This window comes from Paenibacillus cisolokensis (assembly GCF_050481165.1).
In the GTDB taxonomy this organism is placed as follows: domain Bacteria; phylum Bacillota; class Bacilli; order Paenibacillales; family Paenibacillaceae; genus Paenibacillus_AH; species Paenibacillus_AH cisolokensis.
The window spans coordinates 1-12875 of sequence record NZ_JBCNFP010000054.1; the positions used below are offsets into that span (position 1 = coordinate 1).

General features: G+C 54.3%; 11 protein-coding genes and 2 pseudogenes. 5 read left to right on the forward strand and 8 right to left on the reverse strand.

Going from position 1 to position 12875, the window contains the following annotated elements:
* A partial coding sequence (locus ABEV74_RS09210) for a YrpD family protein (RefSeq protein ID WP_430145357.1) occupies positions 1-952 on the forward strand: 952 nt, incomplete at its 5' end.
* Positions 953-1191: 239 nt separating this feature from the next.
* On the opposite strand, the gene ABEV74_RS09215 is transcribed toward ABEV74_RS09210, so the two are convergent.
* Together ABEV74_RS09215 and ABEV74_RS09220 are read right to left on the reverse strand one after the other, a co-directional pair.
* The gene (locus tag ABEV74_RS09215; protein ID WP_430145360.1) at positions 1192-2043 is read right to left on the reverse strand and encodes an IS110 family RNA-guided transposase; all 852 of its coding nucleotides are present in this window, start codon (positions 2041-2043) and stop codon (positions 1192-1194) included.
* A 49-nt stretch (positions 2044-2092) separates the two neighbouring features.
* Positions 2093-2692: pseudogene (locus ABEV74_RS09220) on the reverse strand (IS110 family transposase); the annotation flags it as partial.
* A 201-nt stretch (positions 2693-2893) separates the two neighbouring features.
* Between ABEV74_RS09220 and ABEV74_RS09225 the strand changes: the two are divergent.
* Together ABEV74_RS09225 and ABEV74_RS09230 are read left to right on the forward strand one after the other, a co-directional pair.
* The gene (locus tag ABEV74_RS09225) at positions 2894-4024 is read left to right on the forward strand and encodes a stalk domain-containing protein (protein ID WP_430145363.1); all 1131 of its coding nucleotides are present in this window, start codon (positions 2894-2896) and stop codon (positions 4022-4024) included.
* A gap of 184 nt (positions 4025-4208) precedes the next feature.
* A pseudogene (locus ABEV74_RS09230) lies at positions 4209-4466 on the forward strand (molybdate ABC transporter permease subunit); the annotation flags it as partial.
* 158 nt (positions 4467-4624) lie between these two features.
* Here ABEV74_RS09230 and ABEV74_RS09235 read toward each other — a convergent pair.
* The 4 genes from ABEV74_RS09235 to ABEV74_RS09250 form a co-directional block, all read right to left on the reverse strand.
* Entirely contained in the window at positions 4625-4903 is a 279-nt protein-coding gene (locus ABEV74_RS09235; RefSeq protein WP_430145364.1) for a hypothetical protein, read from the reverse strand.
* A 218-nt stretch (positions 4904-5121) separates the two neighbouring features.
* Positions 5122-6030: a glycine betaine ABC transporter substrate-binding protein gene (locus ABEV74_RS09240; protein ID WP_430145366.1), complete on the reverse strand. Its 909-nt coding sequence runs from the start codon at positions 6028-6030 to the stop codon at positions 5122-5124.
* A 58-nt stretch (positions 6031-6088) separates the two neighbouring features.
* Complete coding sequence (locus ABEV74_RS09245; RefSeq protein ID WP_062490958.1) at positions 6089-6928, reverse strand: ABC transporter permease; 840 nt, start codon at positions 6926-6928, stop codon at positions 6089-6091.
* Positions 6925-8124 (reverse strand): quaternary amine ABC transporter ATP-binding protein, encoded by a 1200-nt coding sequence (locus ABEV74_RS09250; protein WP_062490956.1) that lies wholly within the window; start codon positions 8122-8124, stop codon positions 6925-6927. The genes ABEV74_RS09245 and ABEV74_RS09250 overlap by 4 nt, the downstream gene beginning before the upstream one ends.
* A gap of 296 nt (positions 8125-8420) precedes the next feature.
* Here ABEV74_RS09250 and ABEV74_RS09255 point away from each other — a divergent pair, with 296 nt between their 5' ends.
* Positions 8421-8996, forward strand: a complete 576-nt coding sequence (locus ABEV74_RS09255) for a GbsR/MarR family transcriptional regulator (RefSeq protein ID WP_430145369.1) — start codon at positions 8421-8423, stop codon at positions 8994-8996.
* A gap of 133 nt (positions 8997-9129) precedes the next feature.
* Here ABEV74_RS09255 and ABEV74_RS09260 read toward each other — a convergent pair whose 3' ends face one another.
* Positions 9130-10389, reverse strand: coding sequence for an MFS transporter (locus ABEV74_RS09260; protein ID WP_430145372.1), 1260 nt, complete (start codon positions 10387-10389; stop codon positions 9130-9132).
* Positions 10390-11176: 787 nt separating this feature from the next.
* Here ABEV74_RS09260 and ABEV74_RS09265 point away from each other — a divergent pair.
* Positions 11177-11689, forward strand: coding sequence for a hypothetical protein (locus ABEV74_RS09265; protein ID WP_430145375.1), 513 nt, complete (start codon positions 11177-11179; stop codon positions 11687-11689).
* Here ABEV74_RS09265 and ABEV74_RS09270 read toward each other — a convergent pair.
* The gene (locus ABEV74_RS09270; protein ID WP_430145378.1) at positions 11622-12809 is read right to left on the reverse strand and encodes an MFS transporter; all 1188 of its coding nucleotides are present in this window, start codon (positions 12807-12809) and stop codon (positions 11622-11624) included. The two genes, ABEV74_RS09265 and ABEV74_RS09270, sit on opposite strands and share 68 nt — an antisense overlap.
* Positions 12810-12875 lie beyond the last annotated feature (66 nt).

Sequence of the window (12875 nt, forward strand, 5' to 3'; positions counted from 1 at the left end):
TGTACTTTCGAAATTCAGGGTGAATCTAACTGGCAACGATCATGTTCAGCAAAGTAAAATCGACTTTGTCCTGAATAGGATCAATGTTGCAAAGAATGAGATCAAGGCTTCTAAAAATATCGCTACTGAAAGTTCAGCTCTTAATTATACTTATATGGATATTGCAGATGAAATTCAGTACTCATTTGAAGAAGTCCCTGGTCAGGATCCGACATTAACTATTTCTGTATTGGAAGCATCAAAAGCAGATGCAAATCAGATTCAAAACTCGACTGATGCGACATTGAACAGTATTCCTGACGGGATTGGAGGTCGTGCAACTATATCACAAGCGCTTTCAGGAAGTATGTTAACAACTGACATCTTGCTTGGAACAGACGCACAACTATCCGGTACCGCAGATCAAGCTGGTAAAACTTATGCTGGGTTCCTTGCAGCTTCTGGCCAAGCTGTAGATGCTGGACTCAGTTACACTACATCAACAACTGGTATTGGGCGCTGGAGGCCTAATATGCTAGTATATAGTGGTGGAACAAATTATCACGGTACATTCAAAGATGGATATAGTGGTGCAACGACACGTAATGGATACAAGCCCGGCACTACCATTTCCTATGTATTATGGAAAAACTATACTGACTCAACTATTTCAAAAGCCATCAGGCTTAAAGTAATGGGTTATGCTCATTGTGCGGACTCTTACTGTAACAACCCAACTCAAACCTATCTCACTTCCATAATCGAAGCAGGGGGAACTAACGTCGGGACTCTCTCCTATTGGAAATTAGTGGCTACAGTCGCTGGAACTGAAGGCAGTACTTACGGTAAAAACTACGCTAAATTTTCCAACATACAAGTTGATGGTACTGCGTATACACCAGTGAAAAGTGCCGAGGATTATGCAACTGTTACAATAAGCGGAAATACTGTGACAATCAATGTATCAAGATAGTACCTCAGTATATTAGCTATTCAGAATCACTCTAGTCCTAACAGAGTAGGGTAACATAAACAAAATTTTAAGAGCAGCGGTACGATGTCAAGCCCTTAAAATGAACGAATTTGAATGAACCGCACGCTTTCCAGGGGGTGACCCGAAAAGAGGCAAACCCAAACTAAACCTGCCCTACCTAGATTTTCAGATATTTCCTAATGATCTAGGAAATAGGTGGTTTCGTAGTATGACCTATGTCATCGGTGTTGTCGGATCACCTCTCTGGGTTCGTAAAGTCGGTTGGTTCGAAGCAGATAATCGACCAACCGCACTAGTTTACGAGCTGTAAGCGCAAGGGCACGTTTTTCGGCATATTTGGCCGGCTCGGCCGCTTTGAGGCTGAAGTACTGCGCAAACACAGTGTCGTGCACCTGGACACTCTTTGCGGCTTCGGTGAAGTAATACTTCAGATAGCGATTGCCGGATTTAATAAGCCGGGATTCAACGCCTTTGAAATCGCCGGATTGGCTTTCCGTCCAAGCGAGGCCTGCGTACTTGGCAAGCGCCTTTTGATTCGGAAAGCGCTGGATGTCTCCAATCTCTGAGATGAGGCCGGCAGCGAAGAGCGGGCCGATTCCGGGCACAGACGTCAGCGTCTGCGGAATCGTAGCCAGATGTTCTTCAATGGCCTTCTGCAAGGACTTGGCCTGTTCCTGAAGCGAGCGGATGACTCGGATGTTGGACGCCATCGCCAGGTTCACGGCATCGGCCATCGCCTGGGGCAAGCGGTAGGAAGAGCGGGCGGCTTTCTGCAGTGCCTGCGCAACTTCCTGCGGGTTCTCAAAGCGGTTTTTGCCGCACCGGGCAACGAACGCCACGAGGTCCTCCACCGGCATGTCGATGAGAGTCTCGACGCTGGCGAAGTGCTCCATCACCGCAAGGCTCGTCGCCGACGTTTTCTTGCCGAACGGCCCGACCGAATAGCTGCTGAACTTCAGGAACAAGTTGGTCAGCAGGAAATTGGTCTCCCGTGTCAAAGTCTGTATAACGTGGAAACGAGTCCGACAGAGGCGCTGCAGAGCAGATGGGTTCGCTCCACGTGAAGGCACGGGGTAGATGACCGGATCGGAGCTTCGCGGCGATGAACCAGGCGTCTACCCTGTCGTTTTTCGGGGCGTCAAGGAAGTGGGTCTTCTTGAACGCTTTGATGAGACTGGGGTTGAACACATAGACGCTGTGCTCATGCGGCGCGAAGCTCAGCACGCTCTCCAGGTATCGGGCGAGATGGCTGGAGTAACAGCCGGTCGCCTCAAGGCCGAAGCGGATGTGAGTGAGATGATGCTTCTGCATGAGTGCAAGAATCCGCTCTTGGAGAGCAAGCACGCCGGGCTCGTCATTGGGCACGGTGAATCGGCTTATCGATTTGGCGGTGTCACCTTCGGGAAGGCAACAGACGACGTTATTCTTGCTGCTAACATCGATCCCGACAAACAAGATGTGGGACATGGAAATCACCTCCTTTGCTGTGGACTGGGCGCTACGGTCCTGGGATGTCCTTGGGAAAGCTCTCCGCTTACAGCCTTGCGAGCTATTGGTATACACCGCGGCCCATCGGTGCACAAACCTTCCTCTGCAATGCGGAAGGGATGGTGACGCGCGGGATACAGTCAGCGTGTAGGAAAATACGGAAGAGGCCAAGGGAACACTCTTTAGCTGGAAGAACCCGAAATTCGAGTCTACAGGGGGGGAAAGGAACATTCCCGTCGGTAGCACCTACTGGCATTTTCCCAAAGACAGCCCAAGATCGTAAACACCTGTTTTCGTCCCTTTGGGCCGCTCCCGCTCTTCGCTTGGGCTGCGTCCCCCACCGGGACAACAACATTCAGTTTTCAAAGTACAAAAATTATAAGAGCAACCCCTATATCAGGAGCTGCTCTTAGCATACAAGGAGGGAACGTAATGAAATTCTGCCGAAACGCCGGCTTCTTATTACTGATCACTTTTTTGGTGATGCCTTTCTACGCTTCCGCTGCCTCTGCGGAGTCAGTTCGAGTCATTTTGAATGATAAGCAGATTTCATTATCAAAAGATGTCATCATCCGAAATAATCGCACGTACCTGCCACTTCGATCTTTGTCAGAAAATATGGGATTTCAAGTTAAGTATGAAGCTGCTTCGCGTACTGTTGCATTAACCCGACCGGAAACAGAAATCATCCTTTCATTGAACCGCTCTGATGTCGTGATAAACGGTGTCCGAAAGACGAATTCGGATATACCGTTCGTACGAAATGGAACGACCTATGTTCCGCTTCGCTTCATCGTGACGGCTACAGCGGCAGATATCAAATGGGACAAGAAATCGAATGTAATTACGGTGAACGATAAGACATTCGCCCATTACTCCGATGCAAGAGCTGATTATTGGGTATCATTCGATAGCGGGAAAGTGTACTTCTCGCAAAACGGAAAGATACGTGAACTGGCTGGAGCCAATGTAAAACCGCTGGAGCAGGGAAGCATAAAAACGCACTATTTCGAGGATCAATCATTGCTATTGACGGTCGATGATGAACATGGTTCACACATGACCATTTTCCATAACCGTTATCAGTTTTTAGTGAAGGATGGCCAGGTAATCAAAAAATCTTATTATACTTATTCGGGCAATTACGCTATCGCGGATTTCCAAAAAGTTGAGTCGGATCAGCAATATTTGTTCGACGGGAACGTATTGCAATTGATTGACCGTCAGGGCCGCCTTTCTGAAGAATACGATCTGAATACGATAACCGGAGAGACCGGCACTTTTATAGCTGAATATGTCGATCCTAAATTTGCACTCGTAAGACCAGCCCGTAATTTGCAGCTTGTCTATATTGATCTAAACGACAAATCAAGCGAAGTTCTCTACAGAAAGTTACTGACCAAAGAAGAACAAGAATATTGGGAAAGCATAAATGATGCAAGCGATCCTTATTTCGTTTCTACGCTCTTGAAGCTGGAGAAAAGAGAAGGAAATACTCTTCATCTGAGTTATCGCAGTCCCGTAACTGAGAAGAAGGTTAATGTTCAATACAATATTCAATAATGCAAATACCTCCCAGACACGCTGCCTTCAGGCGATCTGGGAGGTTTTTCATCACTACAATAACTACTGTGATATCGCCAGTCTAGCGAGAGAAGAAAGTATTACCAAGGAGACCTAAACAGCCGCCCGCTCCTATTTCCAGGAAGGCTGGTAGCCCGCCTTGCGGATTCCTTCGTTCACTTCTTTCCGCTACATCACGGCTCCGCTTGCGGCGCGGGCGCTGACCGCCGGGTATATTCTCGGTTTTGCGCGGGGATTGGGCGAATTCGGCGCTACGCTGATGATCGCCGGCAACATTCCCGGCAAAACCCAGACGATCCCGACCGCGATCTATATCGCAGTCGAAGGCGGCGACTTGCGGCTCGCCTGGGCCTGGGTCGGCGCCATGATTGCGCTGTCGTTTCTCAGGCTGCTGCTTGCCAACCGCTTTGCCAGGGAATGACGGGAAGCTTTCTCCCGCAGCCGATAGCGCACTTGCAGGGCCCTACATGCCCGCGCCTCTCCCTTTCCGCGGCCGGCATCAGAGTACAAAAAACCCCTTTCGGGTTTACCCGAAAGGGATTCGCGCTTTTCATATAAGCTACCAAGGAGAGGCGGATGTCAATTGCCGGTGTTGTCCTCTCCGGATTGCGCCGCACGCGAATGCACCAGATGAATGGCGGTGCGGATGACGTAAATATGGACGCTGCCGACCATAAAACCGATCCCGACCATCAATGCCGTATTGGTATCGCTGAAGTTGTTCAGGTTGAACAGACTGATTAGCAACCCGCCGATCAGCGCCACCCAGGCGGCCGCGGTCATCCAACGCACAAGCGGCAAGACGTTTCGCCCGTTGCTCTCCCCTGCCCGTTGAATTGTCGCTGTCTTTGTCGTCATCCCGATCACTCCTTGTGGAAATGCTTTCTTTCTATACTATACCACAAATTTGTCGGATTTGTTCATAAATCGTTCAATTTTTAGTCATAAAACGGACAATTTTTTTGAAAGAGGCTTCATCCGCCACCCGTATCCCGGCACAAAAAAGCCGGGACGCTCATCCGCGATGACACGTCCCGGCTTTCATCCAGAGCCAGCCGATCGGCCGGCCATTTCCGTTATTCGGCCGTCAAGCCTTCGGTCCATTGGTTGACCAGATCCTCATTGGCCGCAACCCATTCCTTGGCCGCTTCTTCCGGCGATTGGCCTTCCTGTATTTTTACCATGACCTCGGCCATATCATCGGGCGTCCATTCGAACCGGTCGAGCAGCTCGTAAGCGTCCGGATGATCGTCCTTCAGCCCCTGGCGTACGATCGTATGGATCTGCTCATCCCCGCCGTACACTTTCTTCGGGTCTTCCAGATATTTCAGATCCATTTTGGCGAATTTCCAGTGCGGCGTCCACCCGGTTACGACGATCGGGCGCTGCTCCTCGTACGCTTTCGTCAGCTCTTGCGCCATGGCGGCCGAAGAACTTTCGAGCAGCGAAAGGTGATCCCGCAGCCCGTACTCGTCCAGCGCTTTGTCGGTAGACATCATAATGCCGGCTCCCGGCTCGATGCCGATAATTTTGCCGCCCAGCGATTTGGCCACTTCCGGGTCCTTCAAATCTTCGATCGAGGAAATATCCATATAGGACGGCACGACCAATCCCGTCTTCGTTCCGTTCAGATTCGGACCGAGATCGTCCACCCGGTCGCCATATTGCTCCAGGTACGACTGGTGCGTCGTCGGCAGCCAGCCGGCCACCATGGCGTCGGCGCTGCCGTCGGCGATACCCGTCCACATCGGCCCGGCATCGACCTGCATCATTTCGACCGTATAGCCGAGCTTCGATTCCAGCACTTCCTTGACGACGTTCGTGCTCGCGATTTCGGAATCCCAGGCGACATAGGCCAGCTTCAACGTTTTGCTCTGTGCGCCTCCGGATGATGAGCATCCCGCGATTGCGACGGCGCCGAATACCGCCAGCGCCAACGTCGCCAGCCACCGTTTCCGTCCGACCGATTTCCGCTGTTTCTTCATTATCATGATAACCTCCCGAAATTAAGGGTCCGGATCGGCCTATACGTTGACAGACCGATTACCCGGACTTTTTATTGTTGCGGACGATATTCTGCGTGAGCCGGTCGAGCAGGATAGCCATAATGACGATGGCGATTCCCGCCTCGAAGCCGACGCCGATCTTCGCCTGCGTCACTGCCCGGTAAACGTCCGCGCCGACGCCCTGCGCGCCGATCATCGAGGCGATGACGACCATCGAAAGCGACAGCATGATCGTTTGATTGATGCCGGCCATAATAGTCGGCAAGGCCAGCGGAAGCTGCAGCTTGAACAGCTTCTGCGTACTCGTCGAGCCGAAAGCGTCGGCCGCCTCCACCAGATCCTCCGGCACTTGCCGGATGCCGAGGCTTGTCAGCCGGATCGTCGGCGGTATGGCAAAAATGACCGACGCGATGACGCCGGGCACGACGCCCAGCGAGAAGAAGGATACGGCCGGCAGCAAGTAGACGAATGCCGGCATCGTCTGCATGAAATCGAGTACCGGCATGACGACGCCGCGGACGACGGAACTGCGCGCGCACAATATGCCGAGCGGAACGCCGAAGACGATCGACAGCAGCGCGGCCGTAATGACAAGCGCAAGCGTCTGCATCGAATGATCCCAATAGCCGAGATTGTCGATCAGCCATAGCCCGGCGAAGGCGAACAGCGCCAGCTTCCAGCGGCCGACCAGCCAGCTGAGCGCGGCGATGACGACGATGATGACAAGGGAAGGCACCGACGTCAGCACCGTCTCCAGCAGGCCGACCGACTCCCCGATCACCGTCTTGATCAGATCGAATACGGCCCCCAGATTCGCTTCCAGCCATCTCTCCAGCGATTCGATCCACGAGCCGAGCGGAATTTTCGGTATGTTCACCCTGCCTCACCCACCTTTGCGGCCGACTGTCCGGCCAAGGCGGCAAGCACCGACCCTTTGATGACGATGCCCTTCAGCCGTCCGTCTCCGTCGGTGACGGCTACGGGCAGCCTGGCTTCCGCCATCTTCTCGAACAAGTCGTTCAGCAGCGTATCGGGCGGCACCTTCGCAAGATCGGTCTGCATAATGTCTTCGAGAGCCAAGCCTTCCTGCACGGCCCGCGACGCATCCTCCGCCGCTATGGCGCCAAGCAGCCGCTGGCTCTTGTCGACGACGTAGAGGCTCGATACGCCTCTCTCCTGCATCATCCGCAGCGCGACGCGGGCGCCGCGCTCGATCGTAATCGTTTCGGGCTTGCGCATAACATGCGCGGCCGTCAGCACTTTGGAAAGATCCACATCTTCGACGAACCGTTCCACGTAAGGATTGGCCGGCTGCATCAAAATTTCTTCCGGCGTGCCGATCTGCACGATCTCTCCGTCCTTCATGAGCGCGATCCGGTCGCCGATGCGCAGCGCCTCGTCCAGATCGTGCGTAATGAAGACGATCGTCTTCTTCATCCCTTCCTGGAGCTGCAGCAATTCGTCCTGCATATCTTTGCGAATCAGCGGGTCAAGCGCGCTGAACGCTTCGTCCATCAGCAGGATGTCCGGATTGTTCGCCAGCCCCCGGGCCAAGCCGACCCGCTGCTGCATACCTCCGCTCAGTTGCGCGGGATAGCTGTCCGCCCAGTTTTCGAGCCCGACGAGTTTCAGCGATTCCAGCGCCATGCTGCGCCGCGTTGCCCGGTCGACGCCCTGCACCTCGAGGCCGTATTCGACGTTCTGCACGACCGTCCGGTGGGGAAACAACGCGAACTTCTGAAACACCATTCCAATGTTTTTGCGCCGGAAATTACGCAGCTCCGCCGGCGTCATCCGCGTCACATCCGTTCCCCGGAACAGCACCTCGCCGCCGGTCGGCTCGATCAGCCGGTTCAGCATCCGCACAAGCGTCGATTTGCCGCTCCCGGACAGCCCCATAATGACGAAAATTTCACCCTGCTCAATCGTGAAGCTCGCCCGGTTAACCCCGACTGTCAGTTTGGCTTCCTTCAAAATTCGGTCCTTGGACCATCCTTGCTCCAGCAGCGGCAGCCCCTTTTTCGGGTCGGGACCGAATATTTTCGTTAATTGACGGACTTCGAGTATAGGCACAATTCCCTCCCCCTTACTTTTTTTTCCCATTGTATCCATTGCGCTTCCGATGGGTCAAAGCGGGTATACCCCGAATAATTTTGTACAGTTTTTACTTTACGTACTTTACGTACCGAATCCTCTGATTTACGCAAAATTTCACACAGGTCTCCTCCTTTACATCTCTTGCCCGGTTTGATTACAATACAGAAAGGTTATGAAAGCTGTAATGAATTTTAATAGAAAGCATTAAATTGTCCGCTGAGCATCGGTCGGAATGGACAGGTAATCGGTTGTTCCAGCAGGAGGAGAGCAAGATGAAGGAGCTTGAAGGATTACCCGTTGAGCAAATGGCCAAAATACAAAAGGCGCGCCGCCGGGTGATCGACTCGGTGGGAAAAAATATGGATTTGTACGGAATCACGCTGTCCATCGGCCATCTATACGGGAACATGTATTTTAACAGCGCTCCCGTGACGCTCGATGAAATGAGCGAGACGATGGGATTGAGCAAAACGTCGATCAGTACGGGCATGCGAACGCTCATGGATTTGAAAATGATCGATAAAGTTTGGGGCAAGGGCTCCCGCAAAGATTTGTACGAGGCGTCGACGGACTGGTACCAGAACTTTGCCGATTACTTCTCTATCAAATGGCGCAAGGCGGTTGAAACGAACATGCATGCGCTGAACAAATCGCTCTGCGAGATGAAAGAGCTGGAGCAGGAAGGACTGGAGCAGGGGAACGACCAGCTCGTCACGATCGTAAGGCGCGACATCGCCAAAATCGGCGATGCGCTTCAATATTACCGCTGGCTGCTGCGGCTGATCGATGCGCTGGAATCCGGCGAAATTTTCAAGTTCATCCCGAAGGAAGAAAATCCGCAGCCATAAAACGGCAAACCTCCGGAAGCTCTCGCCATCAGGCGGCTTGCCGGAGGTTTTTTTCTCGAAATATCGCGAAACGTTGCTTTACGATTCACGCCAATACGGGGAAGCAGCGCGCGCTCGATTCCCGTCAACCGCGCTACCGGTCCGCCGCTGCCGTCTCCTCGCGTTCGTCCCGGAGCAGAAAGACAAGCGCATACTGCAGCAGCGCCGCGACCGTCAACACAGCCGGCAGCCAGGCGGATTGAAGATCGGGCGCCCCGACGAGCAGCGCCGCAATGGACAGCACCCGGCCGGTGTTCAGGAAAAGCTCCCTCATTACGACCGCTTCGACGCGCAGTTGTCCTTTGAGCGGCAGCCTGCCCGTCAGGCGATAGTAGTAGGAAGTGAGCGTATTGACGGCAAGCGGATTCATGATCGAGTACACGACCATGAACAGCAGCACCGACCATAGCGCGGTGTCGATCAGCAGGCAAAAGGCGCCGGCGGCGATGCCGGTCGAGGACAGCAGCACATAGCGCCGGACATGCTCCTTGCTTGCTTTGCGGGAAATGACATAACCGGTCGCGACCGTCAGCCCCGAAAACATCATGCCGAAATAGCCGACCCAGTCCTCCCGCCCGACGGCCTGAAACAACATAATATTGGGCAAAAACAGCATCATGCCCTGAAACGCCCCGAGCACGAAAAAGCCGGCCAGCCCCTGCAGCCAGAGCCGGTTTTTGCGCATCAGCAATCCCATCATATGCAAATAATACGCTTTGTGATGGGAGCGGATAACCGGTATGCGCAAGCTGATCAGCGCGGCGAGCAGAAACATGACGGAGGCGACGGCGAATATCAGAATGTAGCCCTGCAATCCGCTGCTGCGCTGAATGATGGAACCGGCCAGCGCCGGTCCGATCAGGCCCGCTGAATTGAACACGACCATATTGATCGCCAAAAAACGGATCCGGTTCGTCTCTGTCGACACATCGTACGAAAGCACCAGAAATCCGGTCCAGTAAAAACCGGCGGCGACGCCGTTGAATACGGCGAACCCGATATACCACTCCGCGACTTTGCCTTGGGCGATGACGACGAGCAAATAGAACAAGGCGATGGCGAAAATGCCGAGCCGGTACGTAAACATCCGGTCCTTGCGCTTCGCAATCCAGCCTCCGGCGGCGAACGCCGCCGGGGTGACAAGATAAAGCACAATATTGTACATCCCGTTCACAACCAGATCTTGCGTCAAACGCCATAAGTACAGGTTCAGAAACAAGCCTGACATCGAAGCGCCCAATTGAAAGCAGCCGTGCGCGATCAGCGCAATGACGGCCTCTCGCCCAAGCTGCCGTTCCGGCGGCACCGCCGTACTTCTCCTGAAGATAAGCCTCGGACGCAAACCGGGCTGCATCCGCCCTCCGCCTCCCTTAACCGATGCATATTTATACAATCTCTTGTCGATTGTATCATGTTTTTTTGCGCCGCATCGGCGGTCCGTACCGGCCAAGAAGGCAAAAAAAGGCCGTAGTGACGACTGCGGGCGAATTATGGCCAACAATCCGTTGTTTTATCCGTTATCCAGACTGTCAGCGGCCGCAACGAAGCTTGAAAAGAAAATTAGGTCCGATCCGTCCGTGCCACACTGGAGACAGAGACCCGGAAACCATCCGAGGCATCCCCAGGAGATACAGATCCGGAAACCATCCGAGGCACCCCCAGGAGATAGAGATCCGGAAACCCGCTGCCGACCCGCCGCCGGAGGGCGGTTCCGGTTTGAGCGGGCTATAAGGGAACACCGCGGCGCAACACCGCGGCGCGTGATCTACGGGAGCACCGCAGCGCGGGCTCTCGAGAACAAAACTGCAAAAGTGCAGTATTTTCGGGCGTAAAATAACCAAAACGTGAAAATTCCTGCGATTATACAGTTTTTTTGACCCGTTCAAGCCGGAAAAGCGAAAATGGCAAAAAATTACTGTATTTTCGCATGATTCCGCGCCATAGTCCGGCAATTCAGGCCAAAATTCCTGCACTTTTGCAGGCTTTTCGCCAAAGCAATCTGCCGGGAGACGGGGGCGCTGAAGGCGGGGCACACCGGTGACGATTTCACGGAAGGCGAAGCGCACCGACGGACTGGTGACGATTATACGTAAGATGCTGCACACCCTTCTTCCGGGCGAAACATAGGATGGTGAAAAAAGGTGCGTGATTCTATGAACTGCAAGCCTTCAAAACCGTCGAGATCGCGCCCGATCCGGTATTATAATCTGAAATATGATTTCGGCATCGATTTCCCGCGCTGGTGGGGCAAATATATCGTCGTCGCCCGTCCCCGAACGATCGGAGGAGACGTGTATCTGCCGTTTTTGTTCCGGTACGGCGGCAAAATTTACGACCCGGTCTTCACGATCGTCATTTCCCCTTTCGGAGCGAGAAAGTGGCGCCGGCGATATGGCGACTCGCCGCTGGTGTTTATCGGGGAACGCCGCGGCCGTTCCTACAGCTACATGCTGCCCGAGGAGCTGCCGGACGCCTTCCTCAAGCCGGACCGATCCGATTACGATTACCGAAAGTATCGCAAGCCGATCCGGCTGCTGACCCGGATGGTCCGTACCGCCCCCGGCCTGCTGAAATCGTTCCGGTTGTCTAGCGTGCGATGCTGCGCCTCGCGGCGATTAACCAGACGAGAAAAATGCCGCACAGCAGCGCAATGAAGCCATAGCCGCCGAATACGTCATACCGTGCCGAGAAAAGGCCGAAGCCGAGCCCGGCCAGCATGCTTACCAGATTCGCTCCGAGCGATTGGAACGAATCGATCGTCGCCCGCGTCGCCGAGCCGGTCCGGTGATGCAGATAGCCGCTGACGACCGGCTCCATGACGCCGGAGAACAGGCAGACGACGAGCATGGCCGCCATTCCGGCAACGTCGCGGCTAACGGCGGCGTATGCGAAGCCGATGACGAAGACGGCCGTAATGCCGATGAGCAGCGTTCTGCGGCCGATCCGCTCGGCCAGCGCATGCGCAAGCAGGCTGCCGGGCAACTGCAACAGCATGATAGCGGTGGACAGCGCGCCGAAGAAGACGACCGGCACCTCCAGCCGGTTCGCGTACAACTGCCAAAATTCGTACAGGTAGACCATCGCCGTGCCTGTCACCATGCCGGAGAGAACGACGAGGCGGACGTCCGGATTTTGGCGGAAAAAGCGGAGGGACTCCGTTACATACCGCTTGAACGGTATCTTATCGCCGGCCGCCGCGCCCTCTCCGCCTTCTGCCGCTTTCGGTTCGACAAGCAGCATCGACAGCATCAGGGCGATCAGCGCGCTGCCGAACGACAGCCAATAGTTCAGCTCCAGGTCGAACCGGGCGGCGAGCCAGCTGCCGCTGAGCGCGGCGAGAATGGCAGCAACAAGGTCGCAGGCGTTCAGACGACCGAGCTGCTTCTCGAACGACGACGCCTTTCCTTGCAGCTGCAATGTATCGTAAAGCAGCGCATTCTCCGTTCCGCTGCTGGCCGAACGGCCGATCCCCGCCAAAAACACGACGACGGCAAAATGCCAAAACTCGGTTGCGAACAGCAGGATGACAAATTCACTGCACCCGAGCAAGGCGCTTGCCACCATCATCCGCTTGCGGCCCCACCTGTCGGCCATCATGCCGGTCGGCACTTCCAGCAGCACGATCGTCAGAGCGTAAATGATCTCCGCATACACCACCATCTGAATGGTCATGCCCCGCTCCTCCCAAAACAGCCTCTCGATCACATAAGCCGGGATAAGGCTGGAGAAGAACCGGAACGCGAACAGTATGCGGATGTTGGCCAAGTTGCTCATGATCGACATATCAACTCCTCTCCGGAATCCGATTGATCATGCGGGACAACCGGAACCGGGGGAGCC

Bases quoted from the DNA above. Each gene is read 5' to 3' on its own strand.
- ABEV74_RS09240 (WP_430145366.1), bottom strand. From the start codon at position 6,030: ATGAAGAAACAGCGGAAATCGGTCGGACGGAAACGGTGGCTGGCGACG.
- ABEV74_RS09255 (WP_430145369.1), top strand. From the start codon at position 8,421: ATGAAGGAGCTTGAAGGATTACCCGTTGAGCAAATGGCCAAAATACAA.
- ABEV74_RS09270 (WP_430145378.1), bottom strand. From the start codon at position 12,809: ATGAGCAACTTGGCCAACATCCGCATACTGTTCGCGTTCCGGTTCTTC.
- ABEV74_RS09260 (WP_430145372.1), bottom strand. From the start codon at position 10,389: ATGCAGCCCGGTTTGCGTCCGAGGCTTATCTTCAGGAGAAGTACGGCG.
- ABEV74_RS09225 (WP_430145363.1), top strand. From the start codon at position 2,894: ATGAAATTCTGCCGAAACGCCGGCTTCTTATTACTGATCACTTTTTTG.
- ABEV74_RS09235 (WP_430145364.1), bottom strand. From the start codon at position 4,903: ATGACGACAAAGACAGCGACAATTCAACGGGCAGGGGAGAGCAACGGG.